This window comes from Micromonospora sp. NPDC051924, from assembly GCF_055586005.1.
The window spans coordinates 84,656-99,766 of sequence record NZ_JBVJJA010000011.1; the positions used below are offsets into that span (position 1 = coordinate 84,656).

Consider the following 15,111-nt stretch of genomic DNA (forward strand, 5'->3'; position numbering starts at 1 on the left):
CCGGTGACCTGTCCCGGCTCAGCGGACCGGGGTCTCGTCGACCGCGTCGGTGCCGGCCGAGGGCGCCGGGGTGGCGGCGGTGGGCGGCAGCTCCACGACCCGGGATCGCGGCCACGGACGGGCCCAGCCGCCCATCTCCAGCAGCGTGTTCAGCACCCCGGCGGTGAAGCCCCAGACGAGCATGCCGCGGACCGCGAAGGCGGGGCCGATCCAGCCGCTCGGGTGGCGGACCCGCATCCGGTTCTCCGGGTCGACCAGCTCGGCGACGGGCAGCCGGGCCACGTGCGCCACCTCGGCCGGTTCGCGCGGATGCACCGGGTGCGGCGCGTGCCACCAGGCGAGCACCGGGGTGACCACGAAGTCGCTCACCGGGATCCACAGCTTCGGCAGCTCGGCCAGCACGGTGACGCTGCCCGGGTCGAGCCCGACCTCCTCGTTCGCCTCGCGCAGCGCGGTGGCGCTGGCGTCGGCGTCCTCCGGGTCGGCCGCGCCGCCGGGAAAGGCCGGCTGCCCGGCGTGGTTGCGCAGGGTGGCGGCGCGCTGGAGGACCAGCACGTCCGGACCGGCCGCCGGCTCCTCGCCGAGCAGCACCAGCACCGCGCTCTCCCGGCCCCCGCTCTCCGGGGTGGTGAGCCGGGTGAAGTCCTCGGCCCGGGCCGTGCCGAGCCGGCCGAGCAGCGGGTCCAGCCAGTTCGGCGGCTGCCTCGTCATGCCGCGACCTCCACCCCGAGGTGCTGGCGGACCAGTTCGGCCAGGCGGGCGTCGTCCAGCTCGCCGGTGGAGTCGGTGTGTCGGATCCGGCCGTCCGCCCCGACGAGGACGGTCAGCGGGAAGGCGTTGCGCCCGAGCCCCCGCTCGAAGGCGTCGCCCTGGTCGACCAGCATCGGGAAGCGGACGCCGAAGTCCTCGCCGATGGACTGCGCGCCGCCGCGACTGTCCCGGCTGTTCACCCCGATCACCTGGAACCGCCCGGCGGCCCGCTCGCTGAGCCGCTGGAAGGCGGGCAGTTCCTTGCGGCAGGGTGGGCACCAGGACGCCCACACGTTGATCACCGCCGGGCCCTTGACGTCGCGCAACGCCACCGGCGCCCCGCCGGTGAAGCAGGAGAGGGTCAGTTCGGGCAGCGGGTCGCCCGGCTCGCCGGCCGGCGTGGCGGCGGCCGAGGCCGGTGCGGCGGTCAGCGGGCCACAGTCGGCGAACGGCGAGGGCCGTTCGGCGCGGGTGGCCGGGGCCGGGCCGGCCGGCTCCCCGTCGGTGCCGGTGCAGCCGGCCAGCGTCAGCAGCGCCGGGACGAGCAGGTACGCGAGCCGACGGTTCACGGCACGTCCGCCGCTGCCGCCTGCCGGGGGACCAGGTCGGGGTCGATGCCGACGGCGGCCGCCAGGTCCCGGGCGCGCGGGCCCTTGAGCAGCTTGGCCGCCGCCACCGGGTCGGTCGGCCCGGTGCCGTACGACGGGCAGAGCGTGACCAGCGTGCAGGCGCCGCAGGCTGGCTTGCGGGCGTGGCAGACCCGCCGCCCGTGGAAGATGATCCGGTGCGACAGCATGGTCCAGTCGCGCTTCGGGTACAGCGCGCCGATGACGTGCTCGATCTTGACCGGGTCGGTCTCGTCGGTCAGCTTCCAGCGCTGCACCAGCCGCTGGAAGTGGGTGTCGACGGTGATGCCGGGGACACCGAAGGCGTTGCCGAGGATCACGTTGGCGGTCTTGCGGCCGATGCCGGGGAGGGTGACCAGGTCGGCCAGCTTCCCGGGGACCTCGCCGCCGTACCGCTCGCACAGCTCGCGGCCCAGGTTGATCAGGGAGCTGGTCTTGTTGCGGTAGAACCCGGTGGGCCGGATCAGCTCCTCCAGCTCGGCGCGGTCCGCCCCGGCATAGTCGGCGGCGGTGCGGTAGCGGGCGAAGAGCTTCGGGGTGACCTCGTTGACCTTCTTGTCGGTGCACTGCGCCGACAGGATGGTGGCGACCGCCAGCTCCAGCGCGTTGGAGTGGTCGAGTTCACAGTGCGCGTCGGGGTGCGTCTCGGTCAGCACCCGGCCGATCCGCCGGGCCCGGCGGGTGCGACCGAGGTCGGTCTCGGGGGTACGCGTGGTCACGCCGGCCAGCCTACGTCGCCCGGCCGACCTCCCGGCGGGCCCATGCGCGGGCGGGCCGGGTCAGGCGCCGGTGCCGGCCGGCGGGCTGATCCTGCCGGCCTCGTCGAACCGGGCCCCGGACTTCGCGAAGTCGCTCCGGCTCACGTCGCTGACCAGGCCGAGGCCGCGGTGCTGCCGGTCGATCGACGGCCGGCCGACCGCGTTCATCGCGGTGGAGGTAAAGGTGCCGCCGACGAAGCTGCCGTCCGCCTTGAGCGAGACCTTGAGCACCCCGCCCCAGCCGAGCCGGCCGGAGCTGTTCAGCGACTTCCCCCCGCCGGCGAAGTTGCCCAGGCTGTACGCGATCAGCCGGCCCTTGTAGAACTCCATGCCGCGCAGCACGTGCGGGCCGTGCCCGACGACCAGGTCGGCGCCAGCGTCCACCATCGCGTGGGAGAACCTGATCGGGTCGCCCCGGTTCTCGCCGAAGAACAGCTCGGTGCCCGGCTTGACCCGGCTCTTGTCGGCGCCCTCGGCGCCCATGTGCACCTGCACCACGACCACGTCGCCCATGGTGGCCGCCTTCGCCACCACCCGCTTCGCCGACTCGATGTCGACCAGGCTGTTGGACCAGACGTACGACGAGAAGCCGGCCACCGCCACCTTGACGCCCTCGACCTCGACCACGGTGATCTGGTCCGGCGCGCCGGTGTGCTTGAGCCCGTGCTCCTCCAGCGCCCGCTGGGTGTTCTCGTAGCCCTTCGGGCCGTAGTCGTAGCCGTGGTTGTTGGCCTGGTTGAGCAGCTCGAAGCCGGCGTCCTTGAGGTGCGCCGCGTACTCCGGCGGGGCCCGGAACTGGTAGCAGTTCTTCGGGCTCGGCCCGCACTTGCCCGTGCCGGTGTCCTCGGTGAGCGGCTCCTCCAGGTTGCCCATCACCAGGTCGGCCTTGAGCGCGGCCTTGACGTCGTCGAAGAAGCCCGCGCCGTCGTCGGCCGGCAGCCGGGACGGGGCGTTGCCCATGATCACGTCCCCGGTGGCGGCCAGCGAGATCGCCTTCTCCACCTCGTCCACCGGCTCGGCCGGCTGTTCGGCCTCGACCGGGCCGCCGCTCGCCGCCACGCCCGGCTGCCAGACCGGCGCGTCGTCGGCCTGCGGGCCGCAGCCGGCGACGAGCAGTGCCGCGAGCAGTGCGCCGAGGACGGCCGCCGGCCGCCGCCAGCGGCGGGATACGGAAAGGGCGGGAGAATACATCGTTCGCGACGCTACCGCCCGGGAACGCCCCAGACGACGTCCGATCGGTCGGAAAACTGGTTCGGGTCGTGGGTGGCGGGCTCAGCCCGCCCGCCGGTCGGACCACGGCACGACCGTGCCCGCGCCGCCGGCCAGGACGGCCGCGTGCACCGCCCGGGCCAGCGGTGCGCCCCAGGTCGACCGGGGCCCGCCGTACGGGGCCGGGTCGCCGTCGGCCGGGCAGAGGAGGGTGACCGCGTCCGTCGGGGTGCCGGTGGCGGGCAGCCCCAGCTCCCAGATCGCCTGCGCCTTCGCCTCGGTGACCGTGGCCACCGCGTTGACCAGGGCGGCCGCACTGAGCCGGACCGGGACGTACCCGACGATGTTGACCGTGCCGACGCGCTGGGCCGGGGTGGCGGGTGCGGGGGCGGCGGCCCAGACCGGGGTGCCCAGCCCGACGGTCGCCCAGACCCGGACGCCGCCGTCCGCGCGGGCCACCACCTCGGCCACGTCGACCCCGGTCAGCAGGCCCACGCCGGGTCCGTCCAGACCCAGGCCGTCGGCCAGCTCGGCCAGGTGGCCGGCCGGGTCGTCCCGGTCGTACGACATGGGCACGGTCGCGTTGACCACCCACCGGCGTACGCCGATCCCGCCGCCCAACGGGGCGGAGCCGACCGCCAGCAGCGGCTCCTCGGCCCGCCACACCAGCAGCGGGATGTCCCACCCGGATTCCGGGCGGGTGGTCAGGAACGGCTCGTTCAGCACGCCGCCGACCCTACGATCAGGGTGGGAAGGGACGGCGGCCACCCGGACCGGGGGCGGGATCTTAGTCCTTGATCGGGTCGAGAGGGTTACGCCCAACGATCAAGATTCCAGGGGTGCACCTCTGATTCCAGCTCATGTGCGCCTAGACTGGCGGCGCGCGAGGGATCAGCGGACGGCGGACCCGGCCGACGGACGGCACGCGCAAGCGGAGGTGCGCGATGGACGAGGTACTGGCCCGCAGCGGGATCTTCCAGGGTGTCGACCCGGAGGCTGCCGAGGCGCTCGCCAAGGAGATGGAGACGATCGAGGTCCGCAAGGGCGAGGTCGTGTTCAACGAGGGCGAGCCCGGCGACAGTCTCTACATCCTCCTGTCCGGCAAGATCAAGGTGGGTCGCCGCGCGGCGGACGGCCGGCAGAACCTGATCGCCGTGATGGGCCCGTCGGACATGGTCGGCGAGCTGTCGCTCTTCGACCCCGGCCCGCGTACGGCGACGGCCACCGCGGTGACCGACACCCGGCTGGTCCGGCTGCGCAAGCAGGCGCTGCGGCCCTGGCTGAACAACCGTCCCGAGATCGCCGAGCAGCTGCTGCGGGTGCTCGCCCGCCGCCTGCGCCGGACCAACGACTCGCTGGCCGACCTGATCTTCACCGACGTGCCGGGCCGGGTCGCCAAGAACCTGCTCCAGATGGCCGGCCGGTTCGGCACCCGCGACGGCGGCGTGCTGCGGGTGACCCACGACCTGACGCAGGAGGAGATCGCCCAGCTCGTCGGCGCCTCCCGGGAGACCGTCAACAAGGCGCTCGCCGACTTCGCCTCGCGCGGCTGGCTGCGGCTGGACGGCAAGAGCATCATCATCCTCGACCCGGAGCGCCTGGCCCGCCGCGCGCGGGTCTGACACCTCCTCACGCACTGCCCGGCCCGGCCCGCCCTCGCGCGGTCCGGGCCGGTCCGGTTCGTGGCCCCTCCCGCGTCGGCCAGGGATACCGCCGTTCGCCCAGGGGTGGGACCGGCCGGTGACGCCGCCAGTCCTCCGCCTGGTCCCGCCAGTGCGACCAGGTCCGCCAGAGGTACCACCCGTACACCACGGGAACCACGCCGAGCGTGATGAAGAAGGCGGCACCGGCCGGCGAGGGTCCGCCGCCAGGCAGGTACACGTCCTCCGGCCGCGCCGGGTCGTACCGCACAGTGAGCACGTCACCGGGGGCCGGCCGGGGGTCGGGCACCTCGATCGTCGTGCCGCTCACCGTTCTTCCTTCGACCGTGGTCAGCCGCACCCCCATCCACGACCGGCGTTTGGACACCGAAACCCATTCCACAACGGCCGTGGTCGTGACGCCGCGCTCCCGCAGGTGCGACCGGTCGACCAGGGCACCGATCCCGCAGTTGAGCAGAACGACCAGACCGCAGACGGACACGGCCGCCGAGAAGGCGGGATGCCGGAGCCAGTAGCCGGGGCGCCAGCGGCGCCGCGGCTCGCGCTCGGCCGGTGCGGTCGGCGGCGTCCGGACGACGCCCCGCAGACGGCGCGCCTTCCCGCGTCGGCTCCGCCGACCGCCCACCCCCACCTCCCGCACAGCGCCCGGGCAGCGGCATGTCCCGGCCGACGCCCACGGTAGGCAGCGGCGGCAAGCCGGCCGCGTCTGCCCGGCGCAGAATTCCTGGACTCCGACGCGGGCCGGGGGCCAGGGTAGGGCGATGTTCGAACGTGTCGCCGTCCTCTCCGACATCCACGGCGTACTGCCGGCACTGGAGGCCGTCCTGGCCGAGCCGGACGTGGCCGCCGCCGACCTGATCGTGCTCACCGGTGACATCGCGGACGGCCCACAGCCGGTCGAGGTGCTGGACCGGCTCGCCGCGCTCGGTGACCGCGCGCGCTGGGTCGGCGGCAACGGCGAACGGGAGCTGGTGGCGGCCCACGCCGGCCGCCCGGCCTCGTACGACGTCTCGAACTGGGCCGCCGCCCAGCTCCGGGAGGATCAGGTCGCTCGGTTGGCCGCCCTGCCGCCGACCGTCACGCTGCCCGTCGCCGGCCTCGGCGAGGTGCTCTGCTGCCACGCGACGCCGCGGGACGACGAGGAGGTCGTGCTGGTCGACTCGCGGCTCGACCGCTGGGCGGAGGTCTTCGCCGGCCTGCCGGCCGAGGTGGGCACCGTCGTCTGCGGGCACACCCACATGCCGTTCACCCGGCTGGTCGACCGCCGCCTGGTGGTCAACCCGGGCAGCGTCGGCATGCCGTACGGCGGGGCCGGGGCCTGGTGGGCGCTGCTCGGCCCGGGCGTGCAGCTGCGCCGGACCCGGTACGACGTGGACGCCGCCTGCGCCCGGGTGGCCGCCGAGTCCGGCTTCCCGGACGCCGCCGCCTGGGCCGACGAGTACCTTCGCTCGCGCCATTCCGACGTGGATGCGCTCAGCGTCTTCGGCCCGCGCGACGGCCGCTGACCGGCAGCCCGTCGAGCTGCGCGGGACCGGCCGGGGAGCTGCCCGGCCGGTCCCGCTCCGGTCAGCGGTGGGCCAGGTGGTGCTGGGCCGTCTCGCGCAACCGGGCGTGCACCCCGTCGTACCCGCCGACCCCGCCCAGGTAGCGCTTGTCCACCTTCGCCACCATCGTGTAGTTCGTGTCGCACACGTTGCCGACCGGCGCCTCACCGGCCTGGCTGACCAGTTGGTACGCGTCGAGCTGGTCCAGCCCGACCAGCCCGGCGGTCCAGGTGACCAGGTCGTGCTGGCTGATCCGGTAGGCGTCCTCCAGCGGGCGGGCCGAGCCGGTGGACATCAGCGCGTCGTCCGACTCCAGCCGCGGCCACGGGGTGCCGACCCCCTTGATGACGTCCACCACGACCGTGGTGTTCATGGCCGCCTCGAGGCCGGTGCCGCAGACCTCGCCATGGCCCTGCCGGCAGTGCCCGTCGCCGAGGGCGAACAGCGCGCCCGACACGTTCACGCCGAAGTACGCGGTGACTCCGGCCCGCAGCTCCGGGGTGTCCATGTTGCCGCCGTGCGCGTCCGGGGTGATCGTCATCCGCGCCTCGAAGGCACCCGGCGCCACCCCGGCGGTGCCGTGCATCGGATCCAGCGGCAGCGCCACGGTGTAGTCGCCCCGGCGGGCCCGGTACGTCGCCGTGCCGGCGGCGACGTCGACGTCGTACCGCCAGACCACCTCGTCGAGCGGGGGTTGCAGGGTCGCCGTGGTGTGGGTGCTGGTGAGCGCGCCGAAGTGCGGGAAGGTGGTGGACACGGCCCAGTCCCGGGCCGGTTCGATGGCGATGAAGTGCACGGCGAGGGTGTCCCCGGGTTCGGCCCCCTCGACGTGGATCGGCCCGGTCACCGGGTTGAGGTACGGAAACTGGCAGACCTGCGAGGGCAGGTCGTCGACGCTCCGGACCCGCCCGCCGAAGCAGTCCTCGGTGTACAGCTCGAGGATCGTGCCCGGGCGCACCCGGAGCACCGCCTCACGCCCGCCGAAGGTGTAGGAGAGCTCGTCCGGCTCCGGCCGGTACTTCACCACGTCGGGCGTCACTGCGGCTCCTTCACCGGCTCGTCGGTGCTCTCGTGGGCGACTTCGACGAGCCCGGCGAGCTCGGGACGCCGACCCGTCAGGTAGAAGGCCAGCAGGACGAGCAGCCCGACACCCAACCAGACGAAACCGAGCACCTGGGCGGCGACCTTGGCGTTGATCACGACGTAGAGCAGGATCAGGAACCCGATCACCGGCACCACCAGGTGCCGCAACCAGTCCCGGCTGCCGTTGCGCACGACGTAGTGGGTCACGACGGAGACGTGCAGCGCCAGGAACGCCGTCATGGCGCCGAAGTTGACCAGTGTGGACAGGAGTGAGATGCCGTCGTCCCGGCTGGCCATGTAGAGGCCGAGCGCCAGGGAGATGACGGCGACCAGCAGGGTGGCGTTGGCCGGCACCTTGTGCTTCGGGTTGATCTGGGCGAGGAAGCGGGGCATCTGCCGGTCGCGGGCCATCGCGTACAGCAGCCGGGAGGTGGCGGCCTGGGCGACCAGGGAGTTGGCGAAGCCCCAGGCGATCGCGGTGGCCAGGGCGGTCAGCGCGGCCAGCCAGCCTCCGCCGGCCGCCCGGGCCGCGTCGTAAAAGGCGGTTCCTTCGGGGTCGCCGTTGGCGAGCAGGTCGGCCGCGTCCGGCACCAGCAGGGCCGCGACCCACGTCTGCACGACGAACAGCGCACCGGCCAGCAGCAGCGCTCCGACCATCGCCCGGCCGATCTGGCGGGCCTCCTCACGGCTCTCCTCGGCCAGCATGGAGATCCCGTCGAAGCCGAGGAAGGAGAGCACGGCGATCGACACCGCGCCGAAGACCAGCGGCCAGGAGAAGGTGTCGGCGTCGAACAGTGGCCGCAGCGAGAACCCCGCACCCTTGCCCTGCGCCAGCGCGACCACGCCGACGACCAGGAAGATCGCGAGGATGGCCAGCTCGGCGACGAGCATCACCCGGTTGACCCGGGCGGTCATCCGGATGCCGAAGTAGTTGACGACGGTGTTGAGCACGACGAAGGCCACCAGCCACGCCCACACCGGCACCTCTGGCACGAGGGAGTGCATGGCCACGCTGGCCACGAGGTAGAGCAGGCCGGGCACGAGGACGTAGTCGAGCAGGATCACCCAGCCGGCGAGGAAGCCGACGGGCGGGGCGATGCCCCGGCCGGTGTAGCTGTAGACGGAGCCGGCCATGGGGAACGCGCGGACCATCTGCGCGTACGACAGGGCGGTGAACATCATCGCCACCATGCCGATGATGTAGGCCAGCGCGACCATCCCGCCGGAGCCGGAGTACACGCTGCCGAAGATGCCGAAGGGGGCGATCGGCACCATGAAGATCAGTCCGTAGATGAGCAGGTCGGTGAAGCTGAGGGACCGGCTCAGCTCCTGGCGGTAGCCGAACCGTTCGACCTGGGTGGCTGTCTCGGATGGGTCGGGAGGTTGAGTCACGGCGGGCCTCCTTGATCTGGTGAGGCCGCACGTTAGTCCCGCTCGGGACGGACAGCTAGATCCATCTACCTGAATTGGGAACATCGACAAAGCGCCGCAATGGCCGCGTAGTCACGGCGCAGAAAAAGTCAGGCTTGACTGTTTGTTTCGGCGGCGGCACGCTGTCCCCGTGCCCACCGCACCGACCCGCGTCCCGCAACAGGAACGCAGCCGCGCCACCCAGGCCCGGCTGCTGGAGGCGACCGTCGAGTGCCTGGTCGAGCACGGCTGGTCCGGCACCACCACCACGGTGGTGGCGGCCCGGGCCGGCGTCTCCCGGGGCGCCCAGCTGCACCACTACCCGACCAAGGCCGCGCTGGTCACCGCCGCCGTCACCCACCTCACCGAGCGCCGGGCGGTGGAGCTGCGCACCGAGGCCGCCGCCCTGCCGGCCGGCCCCCGCCGGCTGGACCGGGTGGTCGACCTCCTCGGCGCCGCCTTCACCGGGCCGCTCTTCGTCGCGGCCCTGGAGCTGTGGGTGGCCGCCCGCACCGACGCCGAGCTGCGCGACGCCCTGCTGCCCCTGGAGGTCCGGGTCGGCCGGGAGATGCACCGGCTGACCGTCGAGCTGCTCGGCGTGGACGAGCGCCGCCCCGGCGTACGCGAGGCGGTGCAGGCCACCCTCGACCTGCTCCGCGGCCTCGGGGTGGCCAACCTGCTCAGCGACGACTCCACCCGACGCACCGCCCTGCTGCACACCTGGAAACGCCAGCTCGCCACCCTGCTCACGCCCGACGGCGGCCCGCCGACGCCCGGGAGCCCGCGGCCGCACTGACCCTCCGGAGGCACCATGGTCGACCTGACCGCCCTGCTCGCCGACCTGACCGCCGAGTCCGAGCAGCTCGACGCCCTCGTCGCGCCGCTGCCGCCGGAGGGGTGGGCCCGGCCGACACCGGCCCCGGGCTGGACGGTCGCCCACCAGATCGCCCACCTGGCCTGGACCGATCACGTGGCCCACCTGGCCGCGACCGACGCCGACGCCTTCTACGCCTCCGTCCTGTCCGCGCCGGACCCGTCCCGGCTGGTCGACGACGGCGCCGAGGCGTTCCTCGCCCCGCCCGCCGCCCTGCTGACCCGCTGGCGGGCCGGCCGCGCGGCGCTCACCGCGGCCCTTGCCGCCGCGCCAGACGGGGAGAAGCTGCCCTGGTACGGCACCCGGATGTCGCCCGCCTCGATGGCCACCGCCCGGCTCATGGAGACCTGGGCGCACGGCGAGGACGTGGCCGACGCGCTCGGCGTCCGGCGTACCCCGACCAGCCGGCTGCGGCACGTGGCGCACCTGGGCTTCCGTACCCTCGGCCACGGCTTCGCCGCGCACGGCCGCGCGGCGCCGACCGCACCGGTCCGGGTCGAGCTGGCCGGGCCCGACGGGGACGCCTGGACCTTCGGCCCGGCGGACGCCGCCGACCGGGTCACCGGCCCGGCGCTCGACTTCTGCCTGCTGGTGACCCAGCGCCGGCACCGCGCCGACCTGGCTCTGGTGGCCACCGGGCCGGTCGCCGACGAGTGGCTGGACGTGGCGCAGGCGTTCGCCGGGCCGCCCGGGACCAAGCGGGAAGCGGCCGGCAGCGGGGTGACCGCGTGACCGCGCTCCGGGTCGGCAACGCCTCCGGCTTCTACGGCGACCGGCTCACCGCCTGGCGGGAGATGCTCGACGGCGGCGACCTGGACGTGCTGACCGGCGACTACCTGGCCGAGCTGACCATGCTGATCCTCGGCCGGGACCGGCTGCGCGACCCGTCCCTGGGATACGCGAAGACCTTCCTCCGGCAACTGGAGGGCTGCCTCGGCACCGCGCTGGACCGCGGGGTCACGCTGGTCACCAACGCCGGCGGCCTCAACCCGGCCGGACTGGCCACCGCGATCGGCGCGCTCGCCGACCGGCTCGGCCTCACCGTGCGGGTCGGGTACGTCGAGGGCGATGCCCTCGCCCGGCCGGACGCGCTGACCGCGAACGCGTACCTGGGGGCGTTCGGGATCGCGGCCTGCCTCGACGCGGGGGCGGACGTGGTGGTAACCGGCCGGGTCACCGACGCCTCGCTGGCGGTCGGCCCGGCCATCGCCCGGTTCGGCTGGGGCCGGGACGACCTGGACGCGCTGGCCGGGGCGACCGTCGCCGGGCACCTGATCGAGTGCGGCGCCCAGGTGACCGGGGGCAACTTCAGCTTCTTCACCGAGCTGCCGGACGGCGGTCACCGCCCGGGCTTCCCGATCGCCGAGATCCACCCGGACGGTTCGTCGGTGCTCACCAAGCACCCCGGCACCGGCGGCGCGGTCACCGTAGAGACGGTCACCGCCCAACTGCTGTACGAGGTGGACGGGCCGGCGTACCTGGGGCCGGACGTGGTGACCCGGCTGGGCACGGTGGAGCTGACCCAGGACGGGCCGGACCGGGTCCGGGTCTCCGGGGTCCGGGGCACGCCGCCACCGGACACGCTCAAGGTGGGCGTCAACAACCTGGGCGGCTTCCGCAACTCGATGACGTTCGTGCTCTGCGGGCTGGACATCCCGGCCAAGGCGGCCCTGGTCCGGGGCCAGCTCGAGGAGGCGGTCGGCAAGGAGGGGCTGGAGTTCATCCTGGCCCGGACCGACCACCCGGACGCCGCCGACACCGAGGCGGCGAGCGCGCTGCTGCACGTACACCTGCGGGACGGCGACAAGGCGCGGGCCGGGCGGGCCTTCTCGGCGGCGGCGGTGGAGCTGGCGCTGGCCTCCTACCCGGGCTGCACGCTGACCACCCTGCCCGGCGACGCGACGCCCTTCGGGGTGTTCACCGCCGACACCGTGCCGCAGGACGCGGTCGCGCACGTGGCCGTGCTGCCCGACGGGGCGCGGGTGCCGATCGCCCCGCCGGCCCGGACGACGGCCACGCCGTCGCACCCGGCAGGGACGACGCCCGACGCCGCGCCGGTCACCGGGCGGCCGGGTCCGACCCGGCGGGCGGCCCTCGGGGAGGTGGTCGGCGCCCGGTCCGGGGACAAGGGCGGGGACGCCAACCTGGGCGTCTGGGCCCGGACCGACGCGACCTGGTCCTGGCTGCGCGGCTGGCTCACCGCCGAGCGGCTGGCCGAACTGCTGCCGGAGATCGCCCCGCTGACCGTCGAGCGGTACGAGCTGCCGAACCTGCGCGCGGTCAACTTCGTCGTCCGGGGGCTGCTGGGGCCGGGCGTGGCCGCCTCCACCCGGTTCGACCCGCAGGCCAAGGCGCTCGGCGAGCTGCTCCGCGCGCGGCTGGCCGACCTGCCCGCCGATCTCACCTCCGGAGTGCCGTCATGACCATCGTGGACACCCCCGAGCGGCGGCAGCTCCGCGAGCTGACCCGGACCTTCGTGACCAAGGAGGTGCTGCCGTACCTGGCCGACTGGGAGCGGGCCGGCGAGGTGCCCCGGTCGCTGCACGAGACCGCCGCGAAGATCGGGCTGCTCGGCATCGGCTTCCCCGAGAAGGTCGGCGGCAGCGGCGGCGACCTGCTCGACTCGATCGTGGTCACCGAGGAGATCATCCGTTCGGGTGGCTCGTCCGGGCTGGTGGCGGCGCTGTTCACGCACGGCATCGCGCTCCCGCACATCATCGCCGCCTGCGGCGGCGACAAGGCAGGCTCGAGCGACGCCGGTCCGCAGCATCTCATCGACCGGTACGTCCGGCCGACCCTGGCCGGGACGATGATCGGCGCGCTGGCGATCACCGAGCCGGATGGCGGCTCCGACGTGGCGGGCATCCGCACCTTCGCCCGGCGCGACGGCGACCACTACGTGGTGAACGGGTCGAAGACGTACATCACCAGCGGGCTCCGGGCCGACTTCGTGACCACCGCCGTCGCCACCGTCCTGCCGGGCTCCGGCGCGCTCAGCCTGCTGGTGATCGAGAAGGGCACGCCCGGGTTCACCGTGGGCCGGCGGCTGGAGAAACTGGGCTGGCACTGCTCGGACACCGCCGAGCTGTCCTTCGTGGACGTGCGGGTGCCGGTGGCGAACCGGGTCGGCCCAGAGGACACCGGCTTCCTGGCGATCATGCAGCAGTTCGCCACCGAGCGGCTCTCCCTGGCCACGAGCGCGTACGCGACCGCGCAGCGCTGCGTGGATCTGGCCGGGCAGTGGTGCCGGGACCGATCCACGTTCGGCCGGCCGCTGGCCAGCCGGCAGCTGGTCCGGCACCGGCTGGCCGAGATGCACACGCGGGCCGAGGCCGCCCGGGCGTACGTGCACGACGTGGCGGAGCGGGTGGCGGCGGGACAGCCGGTGGTGACCGAGGTGGCGATGGCGAAGAACGTGGCCGTCGCGGCCTGCGACTGGGTGGTCGACCAGGCGCTGCAACTGCACGGCGGCTTCGGCTATCTGCGCGACGCCGAGGTGGAGCGGCACTACCGGGACGCCCGGATCCTCGGCATCGGCGGCGGCACCACCGAGATCATGAACGAGATCATCGCGAAGGGCATGGGCCTGTGACCACTCTGGACAGCGCGCTCGACCCTGCCTCGCCGGCCCACCGGGCCAACCGCGAGGCGCTGCTGGACCGCCTCGCCGAGCTGGAGGCCGCGCTCGACCAGGCCCGGGCCGGTGGCGGTGAGAAGTACGTGACCCGGCACCACCAGCGCGGCAAGCTGCTCCCCCGGGAGCGCATCGAGCTGCTGCTCGACCCGGACAGCCCGTTTCTGGAGCTGTCGCCGGTGGCCGCCTACGGCACCGACTTCCCGGTCGGGGCCAGCACGGTTACCGGCATCGGCGTGGTCGAGGGCGTGGAGTGCCTGATCGTGGCCAATGATCCGACGGTACGCGGCGGCGCGGTGAACCCGTGGGGCCTGGCGAAGACCCGGCGGGCCGGCGAGATCGCCCTGGCCAACCGGCTGCCGATGGTCAACCTGGTCGAGTCGGCCGGCGCGGACCTGCCCACCCAGGCGGAGATCTTCATCCCGGGCGGTCGGGTGTTCCGCGACCTGACCCGGCTCTCCGCGGCCAAGATCCCCACGGTCAGCGTGGTCTTCGGCAACGCCACCGCCGGCGGGGCGTACGTCCCGGGGATGTCCGACTTCACCATCATGATCCGGGACCGGTCGCAGGTGTACCTGGCCGGGCCGCCGCTGGTGAAGATGGCCACCGGCGAGGTCACCGACGACGAGTCGCTGGGCGGGGCGGCCATGCACGCCACGCGGTCCGGCCTGGCCGACTTCCTGGCCGAGGACGAGCGGGACGGCATCCGGCTGGCCCGGCAGTGCGTACGCCGGCTCAACTGGCGCAAGCAGGGACCACCGCCGCGCAACCCGGTCCCACGACCGCCCCGGTACGACCCGGAGGAGCTGCTCGGCATCGCCAGCGCCGACCTCAAGGTGCCGTTCGATCCGCGCGAGGTGCTCGCCCGGGTGCTGGACGGCAGCGAGTTCGACGAGTTCAAGCCGGCCTACGGCACGGCGCTGGTGACCGGCTGGGGCGAGTTGCACGGCTATCCGGTGGGCGTGCTGGCCAACGCCCGGGGCGTGCTGTTCAGCGAGGAGGCGCAGAAGGCGGCGCAGTTCATCCAACTCGCCAACGCGGCCGACACCCCGCTGGTCTTCCTGCAGAACACCACCGGCTACATGGTCGGCACCGAGTACGAGCAGCGCGGCATCATCAAGCACGGCGCCCTGATGATCAACGCGGTGTCGAACTCGAAGGTTCCGCACCTCACGGTCAACCTGGGTGCCTCCTACGGCGCCGGCAACTACGGCATGTGCGGCCGGGCGTACGAGCCGAGGTTCCTGTTCACCTGGCCGAACGCCAAGTCGGCGGTGATGGGGCCGGCGCAGTTGGCCGGGGTGCTGTCGATCGTGGCCCGGCAGGCCGCCGCCGCCCGGGGACGCGACTACGACGAGGACTCGGACGCCGCGATGCGGATGATGGTCGAGCAGCAGATCGAGTCCCAGTCGGGGGCACTCTTCCTCTCCGGCCGGCTCTACGACGACGGGGTGATCGACCCCCGGGACACCCGTACCGTCCTCGGGCTCTGCCTGTCGGCGATCCACAACGGACCGGTCAGGGGCGCCGACGGCTTCGGCGTCTTCCGGATGTGAGGGGAC

The 15,111-nt window shown here is 73.7% G+C and carries 15 protein-coding genes; 7 read left to right on the forward strand and 8 right to left on the reverse strand.

From position 1 onward, the window contains the following. Positions 1-18: 18 nt before the first annotated feature. The 5 genes from ACZ6S5_RS11515 to ACZ6S5_RS11535 form a co-directional block, all read right to left on the reverse strand. Positions 19-711, reverse strand: coding sequence for an NUDIX hydrolase (locus tag ACZ6S5_RS11515; protein WP_465999911.1), 693 nt, complete (start codon positions 709-711; stop codon positions 19-21). Further along, complete coding sequence (locus ACZ6S5_RS11520; protein ID WP_465999912.1) at positions 708-1,319, reverse strand: TlpA family protein disulfide reductase; 612 nt, start codon at positions 1,317-1,319, stop codon at positions 708-710. Before ACZ6S5_RS11520 ends, ACZ6S5_RS11515 begins: the two co-directional genes overlap by 4 nt. After that, positions 1,316-2,095 carry an endonuclease III gene (nth, locus tag ACZ6S5_RS11525; RefSeq protein WP_465999913.1) on the reverse strand — a complete coding sequence of 260 codons (780 nt, stop codon included), beginning with the start codon at positions 2,093-2,095 and terminating at the stop codon, positions 1,316-1,318. The genes ACZ6S5_RS11520 and nth overlap by 4 nt, the downstream gene beginning before the upstream one ends. Positions 2,096-2,155: 60 nt before the next feature. After that, positions 2,156-3,325 (reverse strand): CapA family protein, encoded by a 1,170-nt coding sequence (locus ACZ6S5_RS11530; RefSeq protein WP_465999914.1) that lies wholly within the window; start codon positions 3,323-3,325, stop codon positions 2,156-2,158. 81 nt (positions 3,326-3,406) lie between these two features. Next, positions 3,407-4,069 (reverse strand): adenosylcobinamide amidohydrolase, encoded by a 663-nt coding sequence (locus tag ACZ6S5_RS11535; protein WP_465999915.1) that lies wholly within the window; start codon positions 4,067-4,069, stop codon positions 3,407-3,409. A gap of 218 nt (positions 4,070-4,287) precedes the next feature. Between ACZ6S5_RS11535 and ACZ6S5_RS11540 the strand changes: the two genes are divergently transcribed. Then, positions 4,288-4,965, forward strand: coding sequence for a Crp/Fnr family transcriptional regulator (locus ACZ6S5_RS11540; protein ID WP_007073398.1), 678 nt, complete (start codon positions 4,288-4,290; stop codon positions 4,963-4,965). 7 nt (positions 4,966-4,972) lie between these two features. Here the strand turns inward: ACZ6S5_RS11540 and ACZ6S5_RS11545 are convergent, their stop codons facing one another. Continuing rightward, on the reverse strand, positions 4,973-5,881 hold the full coding sequence (locus ACZ6S5_RS11545) for a DUF3592 domain-containing protein (protein ID WP_465999916.1): 909 nt from the start codon (positions 5,879-5,881) through the stop codon (positions 4,973-4,975). On the opposite strand from ACZ6S5_RS11545, the gene ACZ6S5_RS11550 reads away from it, so the two are divergent. After that, on the forward strand, positions 5,766-6,509 hold the full coding sequence (locus ACZ6S5_RS11550) for a metallophosphoesterase family protein (protein ID WP_465999917.1): 744 nt from the start codon (positions 5,766-5,768) through the stop codon (positions 6,507-6,509). The genes ACZ6S5_RS11545 and ACZ6S5_RS11550 overlap by 116 nt on opposite strands. Positions 6,510-6,570: 61 nt before the next feature. Here the strand turns inward: ACZ6S5_RS11550 and ACZ6S5_RS11555 are convergent, their stop codons facing one another. Both ACZ6S5_RS11555 and ACZ6S5_RS11560 read right to left on the reverse strand, forming a co-directional pair. Further along, entirely contained in the window at positions 6,571-7,587 is a 1,017-nt protein-coding gene (locus ACZ6S5_RS11555; protein WP_465999918.1) for an acetamidase/formamidase family protein, read from the reverse strand. Further along, entirely contained in the window at positions 7,584-9,023 is a 1,440-nt protein-coding gene (locus tag ACZ6S5_RS11560) for an APC family permease (protein WP_465999919.1), read from the reverse strand. The genes ACZ6S5_RS11555 and ACZ6S5_RS11560 overlap by 4 nt, the downstream gene beginning before the upstream one ends. Positions 9,024-9,192: 169 nt before the next feature. Here ACZ6S5_RS11560 and ACZ6S5_RS11565 point away from each other — a divergent pair, with 169 nt between their 5' ends. Genes ACZ6S5_RS11565 through ACZ6S5_RS11585 form a run of 5 tightly spaced genes read left to right on the forward strand, consistent with a single transcriptional unit; the run spans position 9,193 to position 15,105 of the window. Next, the gene (locus ACZ6S5_RS11565; RefSeq protein WP_465999920.1) at positions 9,193-9,837 is read left to right on the forward strand and encodes a TetR/AcrR family transcriptional regulator; all 645 of its coding nucleotides are present in this window, start codon (positions 9,193-9,195) and stop codon (positions 9,835-9,837) included. A 15-nt stretch (positions 9,838-9,852) separates the two neighbouring features. Continuing rightward, a complete protein-coding gene (locus ACZ6S5_RS11570) occupies positions 9,853-10,647 on the forward strand; it encodes a TIGR03084 family metal-binding protein (RefSeq protein ID WP_465999921.1) in 795 nt (264 codons plus the stop codon). Beyond that, positions 10,644-12,338, forward strand: coding sequence for an acyclic terpene utilization AtuA family protein (locus ACZ6S5_RS11575; protein ID WP_465999922.1), 1,695 nt, complete (start codon positions 10,644-10,646; stop codon positions 12,336-12,338). The genes ACZ6S5_RS11570 and ACZ6S5_RS11575 overlap by 4 nt, the downstream gene beginning before the upstream one ends. Further along, a complete protein-coding gene (locus ACZ6S5_RS11580) occupies positions 12,335-13,507 on the forward strand; it encodes an acyl-CoA dehydrogenase family protein (RefSeq protein ID WP_465999923.1) in 1,173 nt (390 codons plus the stop codon). Before ACZ6S5_RS11575 ends, ACZ6S5_RS11580 begins: the two co-directional genes overlap by 4 nt. Next, the gene (locus tag ACZ6S5_RS11585) at positions 13,504-15,105 is read left to right on the forward strand and encodes an acyl-CoA carboxylase subunit beta (protein WP_465999924.1); all 1,602 of its coding nucleotides are present in this window, start codon (positions 13,504-13,506) and stop codon (positions 15,103-15,105) included. The genes ACZ6S5_RS11580 and ACZ6S5_RS11585 overlap by 4 nt, the downstream gene beginning before the upstream one ends. The last annotated feature ends 6 nt before the right edge of the window (positions 15,106-15,111 follow it).

What these genes read in the sequence shown, in the direction of transcription:
- ACZ6S5_RS11580 (WP_465999923.1), top strand. Translation starts at nt 12,335, where the DNA reads ATGACCATCGTGGACACCCCCGAGCGGCGGCAGCTCCGCGAGCTGACC.
- ACZ6S5_RS11550 (WP_465999917.1), top strand. Translation starts at nt 5,766, where the DNA reads ATGTTCGAACGTGTCGCCGTCCTCTCCGACATCCACGGCGTACTGCCG.
- ACZ6S5_RS11515 (WP_465999911.1), bottom strand. Translation starts at nt 711, where the DNA reads ATGACGAGGCAGCCGCCGAACTGGCTGGACCCGCTGCTCGGCCGGCTC.
- ACZ6S5_RS11530 (WP_465999914.1), bottom strand. Translation starts at nt 3,325, where the DNA reads ATGTATTCTCCCGCCCTTTCCGTATCCCGCCGCTGGCGGCGGCCGGCG.
- ACZ6S5_RS11570 (WP_465999921.1), top strand. Translation starts at nt 9,853, where the DNA reads ATGGTCGACCTGACCGCCCTGCTCGCCGACCTGACCGCCGAGTCCGAG.
- ACZ6S5_RS11545 (WP_465999916.1), bottom strand. Translation starts at nt 5,881, where the DNA reads ATGTCACCGGTGAGCACGATCAGGTCGGCGGCGGCCACGTCCGGCTCG.
- ACZ6S5_RS11540 (WP_007073398.1), top strand. Translation starts at nt 4,288, where the DNA reads ATGGACGAGGTACTGGCCCGCAGCGGGATCTTCCAGGGTGTCGACCCG.